This is a genomic window from Paenibacillus glacialis, assembly GCF_001637205.1.
Lineage (GTDB): Bacteria > Bacillota > Bacilli > Paenibacillales > Paenibacillaceae > Paenibacillus_AQ > Paenibacillus_AQ glacialis.
Genome location: NZ_LVJH01000048.1, coordinates 18,628 through 41,780, shown reverse-complemented (window position 1 = coordinate 41,780; position 23,153 = coordinate 18,628). Strand labels below are relative to the sequence as shown.

Here is a 23,153-nt window from a genome sequence, read left to right as displayed (position 1 = left end):
GATCTAGATGCTCTTTTTCAAAATTTTCCCTTTGGTGCCTTTCGCAAAGCCGCATGCATTGGCTTCGTCATAATCGATATGCATGTACGTTTCATAGTTAGAACTGACCCGTACCAGCACGTCGTCAAAGATGAGCGGACGCTTACCAAGTACCTTAACTTGTACGATTTCTGCGTTTTTCAAACCATATTTTTCAGCATCTTCCGTCTTTACGTGGATATGGCGCTGGGCCGCGATCAACCCTTTATCCAGTCGAATCATATTGGTACCAGAAGCGATTACGATACCCGGAGTTCCTTCCAATTTGCCGCTTTCTCTCACCGGCACTGGCACTCCCAGTACGACGGCATCCGAGTGCGAAATTTCCACCTGCGATTCCTTGCGTTCCGGTCCGAGTATTACAACATTATGCAATGCTCCTTTGGGCCCGATCAGCGTGACGCGCTCCTTGCAGGCGTATTGTCCTGGCTGGGAAAGATCGCGCGCTTTCGTCAATTGATAACCTGTTCCAAACAGGGCGTCAATCGCTTCCCGGTTCAAGTGAACATGCTTGCCCGACGCTTCGATGTCGATGTACGTCTCTTCCTGCACGCGTTTTAACACTTCATTCACGATGTTCTCTAGCAGTTGATTATTCAATATCCTCACCTCATGAGTTGTAGTGTCCTACACGAATTCGAAACATGATGATCCAGAATAACGAAGAGAGTCGATTGAGCGTCCGGATGATATCTTCACGCTCTGCGCTCCCATGTTCCTTTTTAAAGGCCTGGTATGCAAACAGCTCCGTTTCTCTTGTCCATGTGCGTAACGCATTTATGACAACAACCGCTTCGCCCATATCATAGCTGGGTTGAAAATGTTCCAATCCAAAATACTTCTTGGGAAAATGGGATTGTTCACGCAATTCCTTAGGTGTCATCCCAAGCAATTGAAAATCGTCTATGCTTTCATTCAGCACTTCACACCGCACGATTTTTCTAATAAACAGCAGTATCTCTTCCAAATCATCGACCAGCTTGGTCATGTTCAGCTTAGAGCAACTAATCTGCGCCTCCAAAATTTTCGTTTCCAGCGAATCCAGCTTGCCACGAAATATAATCCGGGGATGATCTTTAAACACGAGCATGTTGCCATATAAATGGGTCATGTGCTCCGGCTTGGTCTCCAAAAAACCGCCGTACATGGTGCGAAAACGTTTTTTCCCTTCTATTGGTTCCTGCTCACTGTCCACATTTTTGGTGATTTGAAGCTTAACTTCCTTTTGGGGTGTCGAAGCATCGGGTGCTCCCACATAACGAAGCTCAATCTTATGCTCGATCAAGAAGCTCTTGGCCGACGGAGTCAGAATTACTCCTTTAGGAACTTCGTATACCTCGATATCTTTCAGCTTCTGATTTCTGAACTGTTTGCGCAATTCATTTTCGGTTATAACAGCCATGTTTTCACATCCTTTTACCCTCGGGAATAATCCGAGCCGCTATCGCGACAGGCAATGAGATGGATGCAGCACACGCTACATCCATCTTGGTCGTTATACCTGCCCTGTATCTGTTATTATTCCGCTAGCTTCGTCTTAGGAAGAATCGCATCCACTTCCGAATGTGGTCTTGGGATGACATGCACAGATAGCAATTCACCTACGCGCTCTGCCGCTGCCGCACCTGCGTCCGTTGCCGCTTTAACAGCGCCAACGTCGCCGCGAACCATAACCGTTACGAGACCGGCACCAATTTGCTCCTTACCGATCAACGTTACGTTTGCCGCTTTCACCATTGCGTCCGCCGCTTCGATTGCTCCTACCAAACCTTTTGTTTCAATCATTCCCAATGCGTTTGCGTTTGCCATTGTAAAATTCCTCCTAGATATATGTTAGTTTTTTTGGGGTAACCATTCCTTACATTCCTTACAATTCTGACAAAATTCTTTTGACAATCATGTTGATCAATTGCTCTTTATCGGCAAGCTTGATAACTGCCTCTTCGATTTGTGGCGCTTGCTCCGCCAAATCTTCCAGTTCCTTCACACCATAAGCCACTCTTCTGATATTCATCAGATTGAGAGGGCTGATGTTATCGGATGTCGAGCCGCCACCTACCGCACCGCAACCGAGCGTAAGTGCGGGAGCGAGAGCCGTAGTCGCGCCGATGCCACCCAATGTGCCAGGCGTGTTCACCAACAGGCGGGATACCGGTTTCTTCAGGGCAAACTGACGCACGATCTCTTCATTGTCAGAGTGAATGACCATCGTATGCCCTGCGCCTTCACCATTCAAAATCTCGATGCACCGTTCACACGCCGCTTCCCAGCTATCTTCTGTATAGAAAGCCAAGATAGGGGCCAACTTCTCGCGGGAATAAGGAACGTTGTGGCCGACGCGGGTCTCTTCGGCCAGCAGTACGCGCGTACCCTCTGGAATTTGGAGATTAGCCAGCTTAGCAATGTGCTCAACGCTTTTCCCCACGATTTGCGGATTCATACTACCATTTGCCCGCATGATGAATTTGCCCAGCTGTGCAGCTTCTTCTGTGGGTAAGAAATATCCGCCTTGCTTTTTGAATTCGGCCACAACCGCGTCCTTGCTGCAAGTTTCTACAACTACGGATTGTTCAGAAGCGCAGATGGTACCATTGTCGAATGTTTTGGATTCCAAGATGTGTTTGACCGCCAATGGAATGTTGGCGCTCTTCTCAATGAAGGCCGGACCATTTCCGGGTCCTACACCAATGGCCGGCGTGCCGGATGAATAGGCGGCTTTAACCATTGGCGTTCCGCCGGTGGCCAGAATCAAATCCACATCTTTATGCTTCATTAATTGGTCGGTTCCCTGAATGGTCGGAACTGTCATGGAAGCAATAGCTCCGTCCGGGCATCCTGCTTGTTTTGCTGCTTCATTGATGATATTCACCGTCTCCAGAATGCTATTTAATGCATTAGGATGCGGGGAGAATACGATGCTATTCCCTGCCTTGAGCGAAATCAATGCTTTATAGATAACGGTCGATGTCGGGTTGGTGGACGGAATCAATCCAGCAACTACACCGACCGGAACAGCCACTTCCATGATCTTGTTCGCTTTGTCTTCCTTCAGGACGCCTACGGTTTTCATATCCTTGATCGACTCATACACATGCTTGGAAGCAAATGCATTCTTGACGATCTTATCTTGCCAGCGGCCAAATCCCGTTTCTTCATAGGCCATCTTCGCCAGCTTTTCGCGGTGTTCGTAGCCCGCATCTGCGATCGCTTTGGCAATCGCATCGATTTGTTCCTGCGACATAACAGCCAATTTGGCTTGTGCCTCTTTAGCGTTCTTGATCAGGTTGCGGACTTCTTGAATGGATCTTAGGTCTTTATCCAATGTTTCCATCAATACTCCTTCTCTCCACTACGTTTTTTACAAACGAGATTTTGTCGTTTTCGTGGTTCGACTCGTTTCTTTTACAACAGGTTTCCTACTTTTCATGGCAGGTGAATCCCCCGTTGATCCTATCTGTTCTTTTGCCAGCTCTTTCGGTAAATCGATGACGATGATTGGGCTTGTGCTTTTATTCATTGCTTGCACAGACAATTCGGATTCGTCAGCCGCAGACTCAGTCACACTGATTCGTCCGAAATCCAGCTTATCTGCGTCGGGTTCCGTGCTTACTGCATCAGCTTCCTCTTCCACGGCATCGGCTACCACATCTGCTTCCACTGCATCCGTACTTGGTGTATCAAGTTCAGCAGTATCTGCACCATCAAGAGCCACATTTTCGTCGTATGTGTCCTTTACTGCCAATTGTTCTTCTGCTTGTTCGATGTCCGTCATCTTAACGATGGCGGCCGTCTCCTCATGTAATCTGGCAATCACGTGACGGGTCAGCAGCACATTCAGTTGTGTCGCCTTGTCCGCTCCCGCTTCCACGGCGGCCTGTACCGCTCCAACGTCACCTGTGATTTTGACCGTAACTAACCCGCCTTTGATGATTTCCAGGCCGATGCATGTGACGCTTGCTGCCTTCAAGGCAGCATCCGCCGCGGCAATTGCCCCCAGATACCCTCTTACTTCGACAAGGCCTAACGCAATATTTTTCATAGCCATCTACCTTAATAACTCGTCGGGTTGTCTGCGACGAATTGCACCGCATCGGCAAATGCATCACACGCTGCCTGACAAGCAGACTGGCTACCCGTTAGCAGGGCCCCGGCAAAGTTAGTTTCAGAAGGCGGGCCAAAGAACGCGGAAATGGTGACATCGGCAGCCTTCAGCGCCGCATCCAGCGCATACATCGCTTCAAGCGGCGGGGCAATGAGATAGGCCAGTGCTTCTCCTTCTCTGATGCCCGCAGTCTGAGACAAATAACTGCCTGTGCGAGAGACACAATGGGCAAAATAGGTAATGCTATTATCCTCATTGGCACTTACAAAATGCGCTCCGCTCTCGATATAATCAACGGCCGCATTCACTCCGCTACGAACTTCCGCAGGGCTTGGCCCCGCCAGAATCCCGATAACTTCACCCGCCAGCTTCGTGGAAGCATTGCCTGAACCGGCATACATGCTTTTTGCGTACACAACATCCACTTCTACCATTTTGGTCGCTTCGTCCAGCGCCGTATAGGTGACATCGTCACAGTCGGCGGTAATGATCCCCAAACTTTTATGGTGTGGTTTCAGATTCAGCTTTTCCGCCATATCCGGACTTACGTTGGAGATGAGCTTTATGCCCAATACTTTTGCATGAATCGGTTCGTTTCTCATACGGACCTCCTTCAAGTTTCCTATAGTTTCAAATCAATCCCCGAAGCTTGTCGTTCAATCATCGTCTTAATCAGCTCAGCGATGTGTGCTCCTGCTTCAACCGCAGGTGTTCCGCCGGAGTGAATATTGGAGATGACCGTCCGTCTCGCTTCCGGCATGCCAACGGTCGGTTTGTAGGCGATATAGGCGCTCATCGATTCTGCTGTTACAAGACCCGGCCGTTCTCCTACTAGGAGACAAACTACGTCTGCTTCAGTCGCTTCTCCGACCATATCCATGGATGGAACGCGGCAATGCTTGACGAACAAAATATTCCCCACCTCGATGCCATACATCTTAAGTCCTTGCGCAATGGCCGGCACGATATCCCGCAGGTTAGCTTCAATAGCTGCGGAGCTTAATCCGTCACCGACCATCATCTGTACCTTGGCCTGATTAGTGGTATGCTTCTTTATATATTCGATTGTGTCCGTCGAAAACTGACGGCCCAAATCAGGGCGTGTAATGTATTCATCCTTGTCCCGGCACATGGTTTCTACCGCTACCAAGTTCATTTCTTTCACGAACTCCTCGGACACGTAGGAGAACACGGCATCCTGCGCAGCGGCATGGTCAGCACGGAAACGCAGCGAAGTAAATGTTTTATAGCGCGGTCCTGCACGCCACACCCCAAGACGAGCCGGCGTCTTTTCCTTCATTTTCATGTAGCCTTCGCGATCCGCTGGGTCGGGAACCAACAGCAGCTTGCGAAGATCAACCTCCGTAATGTCATCCAGACATTCGTCGCTGTCCGTTTCCTCTTCCGCAGGCTGAGTCGTCTGCACAAGCTCGGCAAGAACCGGCTCGGCAACCACCACCGCCTGCTGTACAGGCGCCTCCGTGCGGGCAGGCTCCGCTGCTTCTTCCGGTTTGTTTCCTACCATCTCCATGAGAATGGATTCAATCATCGATTTCAGGTCTTTCTCTTCCATAAGAGCTTCCTCCCTTCCTTACTTGAGAAACACAGATGCGTCCCCGGCTTTTTTGGTCAGCTTGCCATTTTCTATGAACTCCATCTTCTCCATCCATAATTCAAACTCCCGAATCGGACGAAGACCTAACAATTCACGCAGCGTTGCGGTCTCGTGATAACCGGTTGTTTGATAGTTCAACATGACATCGTCGCCATGCGGAATACCCATGAAGAAGTTGTTGCCTGCTGCGGACAGTAGGACCGCCAAATTTTCCAGATCGTTCTGATCCGCCTTCATATGATTGGTGTAACAAGCGTCGCAGCCCATGGAAATGCCTGATAATTTACCCATGAAATGATCTTCCAATCCGGCGCGGATAACCTGCTTCGCATCATACAGATACTCAGGACCTATGAAACCGACCACGGTATTCACGAGGAACGGGTTATATTTCTTAGCAAATCCGTAGCAACGTGCTTCCATCGTTACCTGGTCGATCCCGTGATGAGCTTCCGAAGACAATTCCGATCCTTGGCCTGTCTCGAAATACATGACATTCGGACCTGCTACCTGTCCGTATTGCAGCACGAGCTGCTGCGCTTCCGCGATCGTGGCAGCATCGAATCCGAAGGCTGCATTGCCCTTCTGCGAGCCTGCGATCGATTGGAAGATCAGGCCTGTCGGCGCGCCTCGCTTGACGGCTTCCATCTGGGTAGTGACATGGGCCAGAACGCATGTTTGCGTAGGAATCTCCCACTTTTGTCTGAACTCCTCGAAGCGATTTAAGATACGTGTGACGCTTTCCACGGAATCATCCACTGGGTTGAGCCCCAGTACCGCGTCCCCGATACCGAAGGTCAAGCCTTCCATCAGGGAAGCCATGATTCCATCGGGATCATCGGTCGGGTGATTCGGCTGCAGACGGGCCGATAAGGTGCCCGGCCGGCCAATCGTCGTGTTGGCGTGGGCCGTAATTCTAATCTTCTTCGCCCCGTACATCAGATCGAGGTTGGACATAAGCTTGGCTACTGCGGCAACCATCTCGGCAGTAAGTCCGCGCGACACACGCTTGATGTCGGATTCGCTTGTGTTTTCATCCAGAATCCACTCGCGCAGCTCTTCTACAGTCCAGTTTTTAATCTCGCTATAGATAAGCTCATTGACCTGATCCTGAATAATGCGGGTAACCTCGTCCTCTTCATAAGGAACCGCAGGATTGTCGCGTAAGTCCGACATTTTAATCTGAGACAGAACCACCTTAGCCGCTACGCGCTCTTCCGACGAATCAGCTGCCAGACCAGCAAGCTTGTCCCCCGATTTTTCTTCATTTGCTTTTGCCATGACTTCCATCAGCGTTTTAAATTGGTAGGTTCGACCAAACAGTTTGGTTTTTAAAATCACAAAAGCTCCTCCTTCCAAGTACAACTCTATTAGTTAAACACGAGAGTTTTAATGACGACGGGCAATACCTTGCCGCCTGCAATCGGCTTGCCGATGTCAATATAGTCTCCGTTGTCAACTTGCACACTATCGATGCAAACGACATCTTTCTTGTAGCCAAGCAGAGCATATAGCGTCTGTCCGAGCACCTTGGCAATATCGTGATGAACAATCACGATGAGCGGGTACTCTTTTTCCAGCAACTCTGCCATTCCTTTGTGTAATCCATGGGCATACTTCTGGACCTCCAGGAAGCTTGGACTCTTCTTCCCTTCCAGCGCAATCGCGACTTTCTGCAAATCATTATTCAACTTGAACCAGTTCAATTTGTCGGAAATGGCTCTTGCCAGCACCTCATCGCTTCCCGATTCATCCGCCCATGATAGCTTCAGAATCGGAATATTCTTGATCGGAAAACTCTCTTCCGTATAGGTGATAGTGCTCCCGCTGATCTCTGTCGTATGGGATCCAGCCCCTACGACGGTTGCTCGGATGGTTTCGGCCGCTCTTGCCACCATCATTTGCTGTGTCAATGAGGAGGTAGCAATCGCTCTTCCCAACAAAATCCCGATGTCTCCAAACTTGAACACATCGTCCGCCGCTTCTTGGTAAATGTAGTCGGCCACCCCTCCGGAGAAGGAAATGCACGGAATGGTTCGATCCAGCTTCAGCCCTTTGTTCGTGACGATGATGTCATAGAAATCGCCTGGCGGCCGGAGACCGACGCTTTCTTCGAGCAGCTTGACCATTTCCTGAATGATCGGCTCAAGTTCGGTCGGCGTTACCCGCTGCCCGAGTGCCAACTGAATTCCTCTTCGTGCTATAAGCTGTTTGATTTTGGGCGCGATATAGGTAATCTCTCGTGTCACCTGGTCTACCTTGATCAGACGACCTCCAATGTCCAGACATCCCGTATCCAGCAGCTCGCCGCTGGAGAACAGCGCCAAATTGCTGGTGCCGCCCCCAATGTCGATGTTGACAATGGAAGTTGAATGTTCCTTGGAGTACGTATGGGCTCCGGCGCCTTTGGCAGCAATGATGCTTTCCAGGTCCGGCCCGGCCGTGGCGACCACAAAGTCCCCAGCAAATCCGCTTAACGATAACAACACTTCATTGGCGTTTTCTTTTCTGGCCGTCTCGCCAGTAATAATGACGGCGCCTGTTTGAATCTCTTCTTTACGAATGCCGGCTTTTCGGTACTGCTCTTGTACGAATGTCTGGATTTGTCCAACATCAATCCGGTTATCCGCAAGCATGGGCGTGAAGCAAATATCGCTTCGGTAGACCACTTCTTTGTCCGTAATGACCAGACGGGGTACAGAAAAGGCAGATCCTAGATTCTGGATATACAATTTGGACAGCACGAGCTGGGTCGTGGATGTCCCCATATCAATACCTACACTTAACAGTTCTTCGTTCATTTCTCTCACCTCTATGAATACATAAATTTCTTGTATGCAAACAAAAAGGCCTAAAGTTATAATAAACTCCCGATTCGCAGGAATTTATAACCTTAAGCCTCATTGCTTGCAAGACTACACCATTGTAGCCCGAATATTTATTTTTTGAAGGTAAACGTAACCGTTGTACCGTTTGGATTGGACGTAATCGCAAGCTTCCCTTTCAACTTGTCCTTCACATAGCTATGGACAATGGATAACCCCAAGCTTTTGCGCGAACATTTTCCGACGGGAAACCCCATTCCATCATCCGTCACTTCTACAGTGACCAATCCGCCTTCAAGAAGCGCATGTACCATAATATTACCATCTGAGCAATCACCGAAGGCATGCTCATAACAATTTTGTAAGAGTTCGTTAACAATCAGCGCAATCGCTACAGTGCGGTCGCTATCGAGACAAATGCTTTGTACTGCTTTCATTTCTATATTAATATTTTTACAATCGACAAAACATCGTTGAATATTAGAAGCAATCAAACGAATGACATCCAGCAAATCTACATGTGCTTCGATCTCCGTCGACAACAACTCGTGGGTGGCCGCGATGGCCAGCACCCGACTCACACTTTCGTTCAAACATTTTTTGGCTTCTGGGCTTTCACTTTGCCGCCCCTGAATACGAAGCAGCGACGCCACCGTCTGCAAATTGTTTTTCACTCTGTGGTGGATTTCGCGAATAGCCACCGACTTGGAGACAATCTCCGCTTCCTTGTCCTTGATTTCCGTCACATCATGCAAGATGACGCCTACGCGAAAATCCCGTTCAGTAATAAATAACCGTTTCACCTGATAATAGTAGCCGGCTACCTTCACATCTGTCGTCAATGAACAGGAAGGGGACGAAGAGTACTCCTTTATCACGCCGGAGAAGGTCGTCTGATCCAGCGACAGGTTGTCATAGTGTAGCCCCTGGATATCCTCCAAATAACCTAGCTGCCGATAGTACACGTCTGCCTTCTTGTTCTTCAGCTTTACGAATCCGTACTTGTCGAAAATAAGGACGGCATCCTCCAGCTGATTGATGATGGTATCATTGAACCGCAGCATAGCGGTCAACGTAGAAGATATCTCTCCGTCTTCATATTGTGTGCCGGTCACATCGAAGTGGGCTTGAATATTGTCGCTCACATCTTTTTCATAGATGATAACCGCAATGACACCCTCTTGATTTTCGATCGGATACACGGTTTGCCTGACCAGATGGTTTTCTTGCGTATTGGCGACGAGTCCCTGTGACATGATTCCCGTCTCCAACGTTCTTAGAACGCCGGGTTCGTTCTCACGCAGCGCCCTCTCCCCCAAGACTGATCGCCGATACAGCGACTTGTCCGAGCTCGGACGATAGTGATACACGACAATCGCCTCATTGGCCACACTGGATAGAACATCGATGAACACATCATCTTGCCCGTTAGACATTTCAAATGACTCGGCAATCTCGGTAAGTCGCACGATATCCGCATCAGCCAACCCCGTATGCAGGTTGCACAAACGCACAATCCGTTCTTTGAAATCAATCATAGGACATGACGATTGTTGTTGCGATTTCCATCATCGGACATCGTCGATCCATGCTAAGTTTGCGCAGGGTTTGATAGGCCTCCTCTTCGGTACAGCCGTTCTCCTTCATCAAAATCCCTTTCGCTTTCTCAACCGCTTTTCGCTCTTCCATCTTTTGAGATAGCTTCGATAAATCTTGTTCCAGCTTGCGTATTTCCTTGCTTTTGGCAATCGTCACTTCCACCATAGGTATCAACGATTTTTCGTCGAGCGGCTTCACCAGATAACCAATCGCACCGATAGAGGATGCTTTTTCAATTGTCTGTTTGTCACTGAAGGCGGTTAAGAGAATAACCCCGCCGGCCAATTGCTCTGAAATGATTCGCTTGCCCGCCTTTAACCCATCTAAGATAGGCATTTGAACATCCATGATAACCAGGTCGGGCAGATGCTTCTTACATAACTCGATGGCCTCAAAACCATCAGAAGCTTCCCCTACTACTTTGTAGTCCGCTTCTTCAAGCATCTCACGAATATCCATTCTTGTAATAGGTTCATCGTCGACTACTACAATTTTTCCATTCATGTGTCATGCACCTCATTGTCTGCCGATATTTGCTTGTATCTTGTGAAAACTCAACCAAATGGCGTGTTCGTCTATCCTTCCAAATAGCCTTGTAGCTCTGCCAGTCCCACATTTTCCATGGAGGAAACCTCAAATATACGATCCACGCCAGCTGCTTGCAAATAGTCTCTCGCTTGCGCGATGTCCTCATCCACTTGGGCCAGCTCAACCTTGGTTATTATTCCGATAACCGGTTTGGCGAACATCGTCGCAAAAGCCGGCGGAAAATAACTCTCTTCCTTTGTGCAATCTTGCACAAGCCCGATGACATCTGCTTCAACGCTAGTGACCATCAGCATCTTGTATAAATAACGGTTCTCGATGCATTCGCCAGGTGTATCAATGGCTTGATCAAAAGTCTCGATGGCTTGCGTCTTCTTGTAGGCAATCTCCTGACCGTGCAACCTTTGGCACAGCGTAGTCTTGCCCGAGCCAGTGCTTCCGGCAAATATTATTTTTTTCATAGCATCTTCCCCTATGTTCTCGTAATCTTCGCAGCTGAAAATCCGAGAATGTTCTGCAAGCCAAGCAGCACTTCACTAATGGCGGCTTCCACGGATGATACATCCCCCGTAACAACGAGGGAGCCGCTAAAGCGATCGACAAAGCCGATCTGTACGCCGGCCGCCTTAGTCGCGATATCCGCCCCAATAATGGAGGCTTCGCTTGGCGTAATGGTCATAATACCAATGGCATCTTTTGCATCGGCTCCCAGTCCCAGCTTCTTGTAAATATCCTGGTTGGGGTTCGCGATAATATGAGCTAGCGTTACCTGTTTCCCAGGTACGTACTCTTGAATGACGCGTTGTTTTTCGTTTTGTTGGTCCATACCATCATCCCATCTCTATGAAAGAAACACGTAAAATAGCTAAAAAAAAATATAAAGACCCCTTAAAATTTCACGTGGAATTTTTAAGAAGCCTCTTCGCTTTAACTATTAATTAACACGTCATTGTGTTATTTTCATTATATTTATAGATGCAAGCGTTGTCAATGCGGCTAGCCTAATTGAAACACTTTGTTCAATATTTCGATGACATCCGCTTTTGTCGGAACACGCGGATTGGTAGCCGTACAACCATCATGCAGAGCACCCTCGGCAATTGCCTCTCTCATCTCTTCTAAAGTGTTCTGATCTACACCACAGTCCCGAAGCGTTTGCGGCATGTGTAATTGTTTCTGAAGCTGCTTGATTGCCTGTACCAGACTGCGCACACCGCTGCGCGCATTGGAAGTCGGCAGCCCCAGGTTTTTAGCAATTTCGGCATATCTTGCAGCCGTCGCATTGCTTTCCTCTTTACCGTATCCCGGCTTGTAGTCCGCATTGAATTCTATCACGTGCGGCAATAGCAGCGAGTTCATGCGCCCGTGGGCAATCTTGAATTTGGCTCCAGCCACATGCGCGATGCCATGGTTAAGCCCGAGCGAAGTGATGTTGAATGCCATACCTGCCATGCACGAAGCATTATGCATTTTTTCGCGCGCTTCAAGGTCGCCCCCATCCTTGTAGGCTCTTGGCAAATACGCGAACACCAATTTGATCGCCTTCTCCGCCAACGCGTCGGAGATATCATTCGCTTTGGTCGACACATACGCTTCAAGCGCATGGGTTAATACGTCCATTCCCGTATCGGCGGTAATGAAATCTGGAACGCTCTTGACCAAATCAGGGTCTAGAATCGCTTCCTGCGGCAGCATGTCATCGGATACAAGCGGGTATTTGATGTTTTTCTTCTTGTCGCTGATGACGGAGAAAGACGTCACTTCCGAGCCGGTTCCGCTGGTTGTCGGAATCGCCACGAACGAAATATCGCGCTGATCCAAGATTTTTTTAGCAAAAATTTTCATCGCCTTGGCCGCATCGATCGCGGAGCCTCCGCCAATAGCAATGATCAGGTCGGCCTGAAACGTCCCAAGCGCCTCCACCCCCTCTGTCACGACTTCAACTGGAGGATCCGGTACAATGTTACTGAAAATGTACTGTTCATTGCTTTCATGCAGCCTTTCGAACAACAGGTTGATCATCCCCGATTTCACCATGAACGGATCCGTGACGATGAAGATCCGCTTGTTCCGCCATTCCGCTAAGCGATTCAGCGCTCCTTTCCCCATATAAATGTCGGTTTTAAAAGAAATTTTGTCCATGTAGGGCACCTCCAAGAAATAGTTGGCAACAAAAAAAGAGACCTTTAAAAGAACGGATTCCTTTAAAAGCCTCTTTGCTCGTTATATGTACACGTCATTGTGTAACTAGTATTCATACAGTTGTCTACCACCACTGTACACCTTAATCCGGATAATCGTCAACCGCATTTTGTATAAAAAAGATACACTACGTTGTGTATCATATTCTTCGACATTGAAGAACCTACCCGTTACCTCATGTACATCCTTGTACTTGTTTGGCGCCATCGCCAGGCCCTCCCGACATCAGCGTCGAGACCACCTTTGTCCATACAAAAAAGCCTAGGAGGCGAGAATCGTCACACTAGACTTGTAAACCAGCCACTTTCGCCTCGAAATGGTTGGTTTTTCAAAGTTTCCAGGAAAATGACCTGACTTAAGACTGAACATCCAGTCTATCACAGTGGCGGGACCGCGTTGGATTTGCACCAAACTTCCATTACCTGAAACTTTTGTATTGTGGTATGACGTGAATGGGTACCATTCGAAATCATTATAGCATATAGAAATGGGATGGCAATATATAAATTTTGTAACGTTCGTCGCCACCCCATAAATTAGCATAGTGTACACCAGTAGTCGGGTAGTTTCAAAGACAACAAAAAAAGATCTATTTCAAAGGGTATAATATAGGGCAATCACGAGAGACATGACTGAATTGTTATAGTTTGAATCCTTACCTTTTCTTTCAAAATATTCTCATGAATCTGTCGATTCTAAATTTGATTTGCGTCCCATTCATATAACATTTTCCTGTCTTCGACTCTTTCCGAAACCAAGGAGCGTATACCCCGAAGCGTGAAAATATTGTTATCTGATGAAAGAGTCCTTCTTGTACTAGCTTACACTTCGTTTTTAATTATTGAATACATCTTTACGTCCTGGTGCTCACTTTTGGTGTATAAATGTTTGCGTAATAACCCTTCAAAAGTCATTCCTGATTTCTCCATTACCCTCGCTGATCCAATGTTGTTGGGATGGCATCTAGCTTCAATTCTTACTAGATTCATATCCATGAATCCAAAATCAATGATCCTGCTTACAACTTCAGACATTATTCCTTTATTCCAAAAATCTCTTGAAAGAGCTATCCCAATTCTGCTCTTGAATGTATAAGATTCCAATATACAAAACCACAAGTTCCAATTAATTTATTTGTTTTCTTATCTTCAATCCCCCAAGGAGCCACTTCATTGTTACTATATGCCTTTAATACAAATTCAATAAATCCTCTTGTATCATCCAATGATTTATGGGTGTACCATGTTGTATACTCTGAAACCTCTTCATCTGAACAGTAGTTATACATATCGGATAAATCCTCAATTTTAAGTTTTCTTAGCATTATTCTATCCGTCTCCAACGCAGAGAGATTGCCAAATATGTCTTCTATCTTCAATGAAATCACCCTCTATACTATGAATTGCATGTCTTTCATATAATGTTCCCGCATTCACCGAAATGCCTCTCCCGGACCAAGGTCCGCTTGGCGGCCCGGAGCGTTGAATGCGATGTTATGTGTTGTAATTACCTTCTTCGAATCACCTACACTTTATTCACTTTATCCTCAAGCTCTTCATAGGCTTCTTTCAACCAGGGATGAACAACCTTTAAGGTTTCTTTCCGTTCCCATAAGTAATTGATATATGTAAATGCACCATGTGTTAATGATTTCTTTAAATTTCTATTCAATTCTTCAATATATGGAGGCTCTCCTGACTGATCCCAAGCAATCTTATCAGCAACAAATAATACTTGATCAAGTAAAGTTGCATTTGCCCGTAATGTTGTATGGCAACCAACGGCGTCTAATATTTCTTGATCTGTAATTCCAAAAATATCTCTAGCCATAACCTTTGATATCTTTTGGTGAATGATCATTGGAAATAGTTCTTCTTCAGGTAAAATATCGATCTGTAATTGTCTTGAGACATCTATACGCTCAATACTTGGGAAAACAGCACTGATATCATGCAACCAACCTGCAATTTCAGCTGCTTCGTGGTTAGCTTTAAACATTAATGCGATTCTCCTTGCTTCCGTACCAACGTCAATACAATGATCAGCTGTTTTGGGACATTTATTACTCGTTAAAAATAGATGAATATTTCTCTTCAAATCACTTGAAAACTCAATTTGTTTTGTAAGGTTCTTCAATATGGTATGCATAGCCAATTCACTCTCACTTATATTATGTTGCATAAACTTTGCTAACGTTCGGATATTCACGAACCCTCATGGCTTAAGGATCATAAGCCCCGAACCCGACGGACTTAGCCAGTGCAGGGTTGTCTGATGAATCCACTTCACCGAAAGTGCCTCAGGCAGACCAATGGAGCGGAGCGACCACTGTCGTAATGCAATGTTATCAGATGTCATTGCCTTCTTCGAAATGCCTGAAAAACTCCTTCTATCTTCATCCCCAGAATATTCCTAGATCATCGTTATCAACGGTTTTTAATTGTTTTTCAAAGTCTTTCTCCGGTGTAATATCTTCAACAAAATGCCATTTATTCTTACTGTCTCTCCAATATACTTTCCATTTGTTTAGTTCTAATCGGAATTGAGCAACGGGCAATTGTACCCATTGATCACTCTTAAATGCAATTCTTTCTTCAACTAGAGTGACGCTATCACCTCTGAACTTATAATTTAGTTTTACTTGGTTTCTTATGTGTTTTGGCACTTTCTCTTCAATGTAATCAGACATTATCTTATCAATTCTCTTTTTAGTGAATTCATCCAGCATATGTACACCTCATAACGTTTTCGTATTCACGAACCCTTACCACCTTAAGGCTCAAAGAGCCAGCCGCGATACGGTAAGGTAGTGCAGGGTTGTCCGCCTGATCTAGCTCCCCGAAATGCCTCTGGCGGACTCAGGGCCGAATGAACCTAAGTGTGAATAGGTTGTTAGGTGATGCTTCTATCATCTTCAAATTACGTACAATCTTTGTAAAATCTTTAACAAGAAGCCTATCATGATCATCATTACATTGACCTTTTAGTCATCCTCGCAAATCTAGGGCCTGCTTGAAACCCTGCTTTACTATAAAGTATTTCTGCATAATTACCTACAGTAACGCATAATTTTACAACCTCTGTGTAAGAGTTCGCACTTTCTTTTATGTAATTTAGCATGAAGTCTGCAATTCCCTTGCTCCTATATTGAGGAACAACACATAATTCTCCGATTTCTGCAAATCCTAATGGCATGTTTTCACTGATACCAGCTATACACAGTCCAACGATTTCTTGGTTCTGTTCATTTACGACATATATCGAAAGATTCCTATGTTTGTAAACTTGCAAAAGATACGATATATCCTCCATTATCTTCTCATCATTCGGAACACCAAAGATCTCGTAGTCAATCCCTCCACGGTATCCTTCCTTCATTACCTCTTTAATTTTTGTTATGTCAAAAGAATCGTCCAACCTATAAAGAGACAATCCATTTGGAATAACCGGCTTTTTACTTGCACCCGTAGGACAGCACATTACCTGTCGATTTACATTTACTTTATAACCTAATGACACCAGTATATCTACATCATCTTGCAGAACTCCGTTGATATTTCTTATATCTTTGCAACAATTTAATAATATCCTCCACATTTGTTGTCGATCAGAAAATGGAGGGATTATAAAAGGAAACATTACGGTATCATTAATCTTTACCACCCCTCCAATCCTATCATCGTCAGACATTATCCAAAAACATTGATCTGTAAACTTCGTATCATTCAAGCGAGTATTCCAGTCATACCACATCTCAATATCGGAGTTAGAATATATAACTTGATAAACTGCAAATAAATTTTTATCTGCCTGCTCTAATCTATATTGTTTCAAAAAGTTATCCCTCACAAATTCAATTTTTTTTTACGGAAGTTTCACCTAACGTTTCCGCCTGCTTCGATAATCTATACAAAAATCCTTGCAATAAATCCATATTCCTTTGTTTTCAGGTTAATTATCCTTGTTCTTAAATCGTTCTTAGAAATAAAAACTGGCTCTCCAACTCTATCAATACAATAAGCTATTGGTATTGAAATACCGCAGTTTCTATATGAGCCATCTGCATGACTTGTACCCAGTATCATTGTATTATATTTAACCGCGATTCTCTTGGCCTCAGAAATCCACTCATTAAATTGCTCTTCACTGAACATACCTACACCTATCGGATGTGCAATATAAGTTAAACTTGTATCATATTCTTCTAATCCAAGTAATCCTTGCAATAATTCTACACATAACAAATAGCCGATCTTAGAACCATTAACCTCAACTGCAGAAGGAGTATATAAACGAACATTCATGGGTGACTTTGCACGTTCTAAAATAATCTCGCCATGCTGATTAATTATTAATGCTCTATCTTTGTTGTTGTCTCTATAGCCCGTAATTATCATTTTCTTATATTTATTTGCTAACGCACATGCTCTAACTACATTATCTTTATCTGTGATGTAACCCTCAGGAAATAACACTGTATCAAAATCATAATCTAAAGCTAGTTCAGTTTGAAGTTGTTCAAGATTTCCTTCATGGTTTGGCTGAGAGATAAGGATTTTCATAGATTGTTCCCTCTTTCCAATAAATTTTTGCAGGGATTTCATATAACGTCGCTCATTCCTGACGCCTAAGCAGCTTAAGGACCAGAGGTCCGGGTGGCTTCTGACACTTAGCCGGTTGGATGTGTCGCCTTGACTCGACTTCTCCGAAAATCCTCTTGGCGACCAAGGAGCGAATGCGACGATGTAGGAATGATTTGTTAGCTGATACCATTGCCTTCTTCGAGTAGGCTTTCCCATATTCTTGTCGAGTTTTTTAATCTTTTCTCTTCAAATCTTAATTTATAAATATCTGGCATCGATGTGGACTCCCAAAAATTAAATCCATATTGTTTATCAAAGTGATTCATCATTAACGTCATAATATCTCCATGAGTTCCAATTACGATCTTCTTACCTTCGTATGTTTCTAATATGTCTTCCATAACTTTCACAGATCGTTTCTGTGCTATTAAGCTAGATTCCCCTTGTGGAAATGCATAATGAATGTCTGCATATACTTGGCACTTAGCTTCTTTGAAAGATATTGACGAGAATTTACCAATGTTTCTTTCTCTTAAATCTTCTTCAATTTTGATATCTTTCAAATACTCAATTGCCGTTGGACGAATGGTTTCTATTGATCTTTCATAAGGACTTGATATGAAATAATCAATTTCTTCTGTTTTTAATATGTCCTTTATGGTTAATGCATCAGCCATTCCTTTTTCTGATAAGCTTCTACTACTTTCCGTACCTTCAACATAAATAGACTCAGCATGCCTTACAAAGTATATAAAGGTTGTCACTTCTATGTCACCGCTTTCTTATATCAGTATTGCAATGGTTTCAGCTAATATTCCCGCATTACCGACGTTCAAACTGCTTAAGGACCCTAGGTCCGGGTGGCTCTGCCACTCAGTTGGTTGGATGTGTCGCCTGAATTATCTTCTACGATACTTCCTCCTGGTGACCAAGGGAGCGTAGCGACCGCTGTGGTAGCTGATGTTGATGACTTCTTTGAATTAACTATCAGAATTTATCTCTTTCTCAAAACAAATGATTGAAAGTCTGTATTCACACCAACCATTGGAACCACTTCAAAATTCATTACATCAAAATATTCTTTAACTTTCACTTCAATATCTTCATTTTTATAAAATGAGAAAAACCGGTTAGGTTTATATGGATCTTCTTCCCAGACTCCTTCGCTATCATAACCCCCATATAGACCTAAGTAAAAAAATCCACCTGGCTTCAATACAGTCTTAATATTATTTAAAACAATATCCAACCTTCTCTTAGGCACATGAAGTAATGCGTTCATTGACCAAATTGCATCAAACGAGGCCTCTTCAAACTTCAATGAGTAAAAATCCATCACTTGGGCCTTTAACCCTCTGTTGAGACATGATTTGATCATTTCTGGGCTCATATCAATACTAAGCACATCGAAACCATTTGACTTTAAATACTGACTATGTTGACCCGAACCTGCACCAATATCAAGGAGCTTTAAACCAACTATGTTACTAAAATGGGAGATAAATCGGTTTAATTCATTGAGCTTCCAACTTTGAATCTCAAACTTATCTCTTAATTCTGCATTAGCATTATAGCTTTCTATTAATGTGTTTTTAATTTCTACATCCATATGGACAACTCCTTGGATTTTTTTAAAATAGTTTTCATCAATTTCAGCTAACGTACCCGCATTACCGACGTCAAACTGCTTAAGGACCCTAAGTCCGGGTGGCTCTGCCACTTAGTTTTGGATGTGTCACCTGAGTTATCTTCTACGATACTTCCTCCTGGTGACCAAGAGAGCGTAGCGACCGCTGTGCTAATGCAATGTTAGCTGATGCTGTCAGACATCAATGAGTTAACTTCCAAAAATTCTTTAGTTCTCTCAGTGTACTGCTCCCATAAATAATCTTTGTTTTCAATAATTAATTTGGGAATCTCCCATTCTTCAATCAATGATTTAATGAATTCTTGATTCGGTTTCCAATCTCTCTCAGCTTCATCTAATCCTTCTTGAGTATGTAAAGAAGGTATCCATTCTACACCTCTTATCTTACCAATCATTTCCCAGTTTCTTCTAACGTCTAATTGATAGATATAAATGAGAATAGGGTTCAATCTACTTAATATATCTACTAAAAGGTTAAATAGTGCTTTTATTTTAAGCCTGTCCATTCCCATGTTATATGCAAAACTTAATGTGTCTTGAAATAATATACTTTCGATAATAATAACTTCCGATTCATTCTTATGTAATTCTACAAATCTATTAAACAATTCAACAACACGATTAAAATAATATTCTGCCTCACTATGATCTTTAAAGGTTATGAATTTACAATCATAGATGAATAGTGGGTGCTTTTCAGTTAATTCATGATAAAAAATGTTCTTTATTTCTTGTTTAGTCAACTCTTTAGAAATCATTTCCGAAAGTGTTGACTTACCAGAACCTGGTATACCGTCTACTATGATTAACTTGTGAGGGTGGTTCATATATTTCTCCTTTATCTGACGATTTCACCTAACGTTTGCGTGTTTCCGACATCCCTCCCCCTTAGATAGCTCTTAAATTAGGGGAAGGGATGTGTCTGCCTGAATCCTCTTCTTCGTTACGCCTCTGGCAGACCAAGGGGCATAAGTCCCGCAGTGGGAAACGGTGTTATACTATGACTTGGCCATCTATGAATTACTCACCAGAAGGGTATAATAGAAATCTTCCGCAACTACAAATGACTTTCCAAATATCATTATTTTCTTATCATTGTTCTTCTTGTTACATGGTAAAAGTGAAACTGATAATTCATTACTTTCAAGAACCTCTTTGTATTTATCTATCAATCTTTTAGGCCCACTCGCAAATAACCCAGAATCACCTTTTAAAATTTGTTCTACAGATCCATTAATAAATTGATTAATGTCGATCCAACCTTCAGTAAATGAGATATGTTTGTCCAGTATTTCTCCAATAAGTTCCTTTCTATTTGTTATAGTGCCTTTAAAATATAGCTCGTAATGTTGCTCTAAAAACTCCCATAACAAAATATGTTTATCAAACTCATTAATATCTTCAATAAAATCATAACTCAATTTATAATTTTCTACAGCTTTAGCAACTACCTTCCATATTTGAACTATAGTCGACGAATCATAATAAAATACGGTAAATGTAAACTCGATATCATCATCTATTTCAGTAATTTGTGTAGGTCTTATGTATACATCGTCTTTGAATATTGCGTTTTGAAAATATCTTTTAAATCTATCCTGCATAGTTATTACCTACTTCCATTTGCCAAGTTTTCGTATAACGTATAGAGTATTTAAGACGCCGAGAGCCCTAAATGAACGAATATGAACGGGTCAAAGACTTGGACTCGCAGGTGTGTCCCTGATTAATCTTCTTGTATTACTTCTATGGACCAAGGGCTTTAGCCCGCAGCGTGAAAACTTTGTTAGATAAGTTACATTGATTTTGCCTTAATTAATATAAAAGATGGTCTCTTTCTTTCATTTATTAATTTGGGCATCTTCTCAAGACCCTCTGGAATTGATTCAGGTTCAACAATTTCTTGAACAACTAGCCCATTTTGTACCAATACATTAAGTAAAGTCGAGAGTTTTCTGTGGTATTTTATTACTCCATCGACTCCCCAAAACTGTGTTCTAAGTCCTTCTTCTCCATAATTATCAATAGGCCAATGAAGTATATTGTTATTGGAATCTTTAATCCATCCTTCTTTACTCTTATTTGACAATACAATAGGATGCTCTGTAGAAAATACCAAGTAACCATTTGGTTTAATCCATTTTGCAATCCTACTAATTAATAAATTATAATCCTCAATATAATGAAAGGCTAATGAACTGACTACCAAATCAAATTCATTATTATTGAAATCAATTTCTTCCATGGAATTATGGAGATAATGAATTTGAGTACGTTTTCTTGCCATATCTAACATCTTCTCTGAAATATCCACACCTGTAACATGAGTTGCTCCGTTATCGATAATGTAATTTGCCTGTTCACCAAAGCCGCATCCCAAATCTAGTACTTGTAAATCCTTAAGGACTGGAAATAATTTTCTTATTGCAGGTTGTTCAATAAAGTCATTGTAGGTGATTCTCGTTTCTCTTAAGTTCTTATACATCATAAAGAACTCTGGGTCGTCATAAAGATTCTGCTTCATGTTATACCTCCACAATTATCTTCGTAATTTCATCTAACGTTCGCGCATTACCGACGTTCAATCGGCTTAAGGACCGTAGGTCCGGGCTGCTCTGCCACTTAGCCGGTTGAATGTGTCACCTGAATTCACTTCTTCGAAACTCTACTAAATAGCCTACAATATCTTTGTTCTTATTTGTCTTTCTATCTTTAAAATTCCAGATAAAATGGTTGTGAATCAGATCTTAAACAATATTCTATTCGTTGCCTAAAATTCTTCCATGTCACCTTACTTAGCCCTTCCTCTATAGAGAAATATCTGGTTTCTAAACTCTCATTCGTTATTGTTAATTGTCCTCCAATTGGTTTGGCTAAAAATAAAGTATTTACTATTGAACTTTCAACATTCTGAAATATCCCACAAAATCTTATTATTTCTATATCGATTCCTGATTCCTCTTTAGTTTCTCTAATAGCTGCACTTTGTAATGACTCTCCTACTTCAACCTGCCCACCTGGCATTTCCCATCCTCTTCTCGGTCCTTTAATCAGTAGTATTTGATTTTGGTCATTGATTACGATTGCAGCTGCTGAAACAATGTGTTTAGGTGGATTCACTCAACTACTCCTTTCGTATGATTATTCACTTCAATGAAATCACTCACATATATTTACTTATAGTGTACTTTACACAGGTTTCATCTAACGTTGCGCATTCCAGACGTTCAAGCGGCTTAAGGCACGTAGGTGCCGGGTCGTCAGACTTAGCCGGTTGGATGTGTTGCCTGATTATACTTCTTGGAGATTCTCTCCTTAGCGATCAAGGGCGAATGCCCGCAGTAGGAATGCGATGTTAGACGAGGTTCATGCCTTCTTTGAATGATCCTACACAATGTGTTTATTTCAAGTTCCCCTGTCCTTAATTTTCAATACACTCTAACTGTATTGGCGTATTACTATATACGTGTTTTTACAAAAGGGTACCCATGTTTTCCATACTGCCTCAAAACCACTAATTAATATTTTTCGGTTATAGCATGTTTCGTTGCAGTTAATTGTGTGTTCCAAAGAGTCTGCTAAGTAAAAGTATTCTTTATCATAACCAACCACTGGTACAAAGTGTAAATATCTCTTGTCAGGAAAAACCCTTATAAATACGCTCTCCCTCACCTCTTATCACACTTCCAGCAACTAATACAAAAATAGAATCTTTAAAATGGTTTCTAATGAATTCTTCAGCTGCTTCAATATGATTCATTTTGTTATCTCCTTTGATTTTTCTTATCTAAACCCATATCTGCATTAATTTCACCTAACGTTGCGTATTTCTTACGTCCACACGGCTTAAGGGCTTAAGGACCGAAGGTCCGGATGGCTCTGCCACTTAGCCGGTTGGATGTGTCACCTGATTCCACTTCTCTGGCATACCTCTTGGCGACCAAGGAGCGTTAGCGACGAAGCAGAAATGTAATGTTATAAGATGTCCCGCCTT

General features: G+C 43.4%; 27 protein-coding genes, 1 pseudogene and 1 riboswitch. All 28 genes and pseudogenes read right to left on the bottom strand.

Annotated elements, in window-relative coordinates; translation table 11 throughout:
* Positions 1 to 3 precede the first annotated feature (3 nt).
* A complete protein-coding gene (eutD, locus tag PGLA_RS19790; RefSeq protein ID WP_068536179.1) occupies positions 4 to 639 on the bottom strand; it encodes an ethanolamine utilization phosphate acetyltransferase EutD in 636 nt (211 codons plus the stop codon).
* Between the two features lie 10 nt (positions 640 to 649).
* The gene (locus tag PGLA_RS19785) at positions 650 to 1,441 is read right to left on the bottom strand and encodes a cobalamin adenosyltransferase (RefSeq protein WP_068536177.1); all 792 of its coding nucleotides are present in this window, start codon (positions 1,439 to 1,441) and stop codon (positions 650 to 652) included.
* A 116-nt stretch (positions 1,442 to 1,557) separates the two neighbouring features.
* Positions 1,558 to 1,848 carry a BMC domain-containing protein gene (locus PGLA_RS19780; protein ID WP_044877366.1) on the bottom strand — a complete coding sequence of 97 codons (291 nt, stop codon included), beginning with the start codon at positions 1,846 to 1,848 and terminating at the stop codon, positions 1,558 to 1,560.
* A gap of 58 nt (positions 1,849 to 1,906) precedes the next feature.
* Complete coding sequence (locus PGLA_RS19775; RefSeq protein WP_068536176.1) at positions 1,907 to 3,370, bottom strand: acetaldehyde dehydrogenase (acetylating); 1,464 nt, start codon at positions 3,368 to 3,370, stop codon at positions 1,907 to 1,909.
* 27 nt (positions 3,371 to 3,397) lie between these two features.
* A complete protein-coding gene (locus PGLA_RS29460; protein ID WP_068536174.1) occupies positions 3,398 to 4,078 on the bottom strand; it encodes a BMC domain-containing protein in 681 nt (226 codons plus the stop codon).
* A gap of 11 nt (positions 4,079 to 4,089) precedes the next feature.
* Positions 4,090 to 4,743, bottom strand: a complete 654-nt coding sequence (gene eutL, locus PGLA_RS19765; RefSeq protein ID WP_068536173.1) for an ethanolamine utilization microcompartment protein EutL — start codon at positions 4,741 to 4,743, stop codon at positions 4,090 to 4,092.
* A gap of 20 nt (positions 4,744 to 4,763) precedes the next feature.
* Positions 4,764 to 5,714, bottom strand: coding sequence for an ethanolamine ammonia-lyase subunit EutC (gene eutC / locus PGLA_RS19760; RefSeq protein ID WP_068536171.1), 951 nt, complete (start codon positions 5,712 to 5,714; stop codon positions 4,764 to 4,766).
* 18 nt (positions 5,715 to 5,732) lie between these two features.
* Positions 5,733 to 7,097, bottom strand: a complete 1,365-nt coding sequence (locus PGLA_RS19755) for an ethanolamine ammonia-lyase subunit EutB (protein WP_068536170.1) — start codon at positions 7,095 to 7,097, stop codon at positions 5,733 to 5,735.
* A gap of 29 nt (positions 7,098 to 7,126) precedes the next feature.
* Positions 7,127 to 8,557, bottom strand: a complete 1,431-nt coding sequence (gene eutA, locus PGLA_RS19750; RefSeq protein ID WP_068536168.1) for an ethanolamine ammonia-lyase reactivating factor EutA — start codon at positions 8,555 to 8,557, stop codon at positions 7,127 to 7,129.
* Positions 8,558 to 8,694: 137 nt separating this feature from the next.
* Positions 8,695 to 10,119: a sensor histidine kinase gene (locus PGLA_RS19745; RefSeq protein ID WP_068536167.1), complete on the bottom strand. Its 1,425-nt coding sequence runs from the start codon at positions 10,117 to 10,119 to the stop codon at positions 8,695 to 8,697.
* Positions 10,112 to 10,684 (bottom strand): ANTAR domain-containing response regulator, encoded by a 573-nt coding sequence (locus PGLA_RS19740; protein WP_068536165.1) that lies wholly within the window; start codon positions 10,682 to 10,684, stop codon positions 10,112 to 10,114. The genes PGLA_RS19745 and PGLA_RS19740 overlap by 8 nt, the downstream gene beginning before the upstream one ends.
* Positions 10,685 to 10,755: 71 nt before the next feature.
* A complete protein-coding gene (locus tag PGLA_RS19735) occupies positions 10,756 to 11,187 on the bottom strand; it encodes a EutP/PduV family microcompartment system protein (RefSeq protein ID WP_068536163.1) in 432 nt (143 codons plus the stop codon).
* An 11-nt stretch (positions 11,188 to 11,198) separates the two neighbouring features.
* Positions 11,199 to 11,552, bottom strand: coding sequence for a BMC domain-containing protein (locus tag PGLA_RS19730; protein ID WP_068536161.1), 354 nt, complete (start codon positions 11,550 to 11,552; stop codon positions 11,199 to 11,201).
* 170 nt (positions 11,553 to 11,722) lie between these two features.
* Positions 11,723 to 12,868 carry a 1-propanol dehydrogenase PduQ gene (locus PGLA_RS19725; protein WP_068536159.1) on the bottom strand — a complete coding sequence of 382 codons (1,146 nt, stop codon included), beginning with the start codon at positions 12,866 to 12,868 and terminating at the stop codon, positions 11,723 to 11,725.
* Positions 12,869 to 12,973: 105 nt separating this feature from the next.
* Positions 12,974 to 13,135 carry a hypothetical protein gene (locus PGLA_RS28185; RefSeq protein WP_161487967.1) on the bottom strand — a complete coding sequence of 54 codons (162 nt, stop codon included), beginning with the start codon at positions 13,133 to 13,135 and terminating at the stop codon, positions 12,974 to 12,976.
* Positions 13,136 to 13,218: 83 nt separating this feature from the next.
* Positions 13,219 to 13,371: riboswitch (adenosylcobalamin (AdoCbl) riboswitch) on the bottom strand.
* Positions 13,372 to 13,749: 378 nt separating this feature from the next.
* Positions 13,750 to 14,216, bottom strand: a pseudogene (locus PGLA_RS19720) (GNAT family N-acetyltransferase).
* 236 nt (positions 14,217 to 14,452) lie between these two features.
* Positions 14,453 to 15,076, bottom strand: a complete 624-nt coding sequence (gene yqeK / locus PGLA_RS19715; protein WP_068536401.1) for a bis(5'-nucleosyl)-tetraphosphatase (symmetrical) YqeK — start codon at positions 15,074 to 15,076, stop codon at positions 14,453 to 14,455.
* 66 nt (positions 15,077 to 15,142) lie between these two features.
* A complete protein-coding gene (locus tag PGLA_RS28180; RefSeq protein WP_161487966.1) occupies positions 15,143 to 15,286 on the bottom strand; it encodes a hypothetical protein in 144 nt (47 codons plus the stop codon).
* A gap of 37 nt (positions 15,287 to 15,323) precedes the next feature.
* Positions 15,324 to 15,656 carry a DUF3024 domain-containing protein gene (locus tag PGLA_RS19710; protein ID WP_068536157.1) on the bottom strand — a complete coding sequence of 111 codons (333 nt, stop codon included), beginning with the start codon at positions 15,654 to 15,656 and terminating at the stop codon, positions 15,324 to 15,326.
* Between the two features lie 242 nt (positions 15,657 to 15,898).
* Positions 15,899 to 16,762, bottom strand: coding sequence for a GNAT family N-acetyltransferase (locus tag PGLA_RS19705; RefSeq protein ID WP_068536156.1), 864 nt, complete (start codon positions 16,760 to 16,762; stop codon positions 15,899 to 15,901).
* Positions 16,763 to 16,833: 71 nt separating this feature from the next.
* A complete protein-coding gene (locus PGLA_RS19700; protein ID WP_068536154.1) occupies positions 16,834 to 17,490 on the bottom strand; it encodes a hypothetical protein in 657 nt (218 codons plus the stop codon).
* 197 nt (positions 17,491 to 17,687) lie between these two features.
* Entirely contained in the window at positions 17,688 to 18,275 is a 588-nt protein-coding gene (locus tag PGLA_RS19695) for a histidine phosphatase family protein (protein WP_068536152.1), read from the bottom strand.
* Between the two features lie 230 nt (positions 18,276 to 18,505).
* Positions 18,506 to 19,231, bottom strand: coding sequence for a class I SAM-dependent methyltransferase (locus PGLA_RS19690; protein ID WP_084411310.1), 726 nt, complete (start codon positions 19,229 to 19,231; stop codon positions 18,506 to 18,508).
* 89 nt (positions 19,232 to 19,320) lie between these two features.
* Complete coding sequence (locus PGLA_RS19685) at positions 19,321 to 19,986, bottom strand: P-loop NTPase family protein (RefSeq protein ID WP_068536150.1); 666 nt, start codon at positions 19,984 to 19,986, stop codon at positions 19,321 to 19,323.
* A gap of 186 nt (positions 19,987 to 20,172) precedes the next feature.
* The gene (locus PGLA_RS19680) at positions 20,173 to 20,763 is read right to left on the bottom strand and encodes a hypothetical protein (RefSeq protein ID WP_068536148.1); all 591 of its coding nucleotides are present in this window, start codon (positions 20,761 to 20,763) and stop codon (positions 20,173 to 20,175) included.
* A 191-nt stretch (positions 20,764 to 20,954) separates the two neighbouring features.
* Complete coding sequence (locus PGLA_RS19675) at positions 20,955 to 21,683, bottom strand: class I SAM-dependent methyltransferase (protein WP_068536146.1); 729 nt, start codon at positions 21,681 to 21,683, stop codon at positions 20,955 to 20,957.
* A gap of 188 nt (positions 21,684 to 21,871) precedes the next feature.
* A complete protein-coding gene (locus PGLA_RS19670; RefSeq protein ID WP_068536144.1) occupies positions 21,872 to 22,279 on the bottom strand; it encodes an NUDIX hydrolase in 408 nt (135 codons plus the stop codon).
* A gap of 517 nt (positions 22,280 to 22,796) precedes the next feature.
* Positions 22,797 to 22,919: a hypothetical protein gene (locus tag PGLA_RS29455; RefSeq protein WP_281197439.1), complete on the bottom strand. Its 123-nt coding sequence runs from the start codon at positions 22,917 to 22,919 to the stop codon at positions 22,797 to 22,799.
* Positions 22,920 to 23,153: the final 234 nt, after the last annotated feature.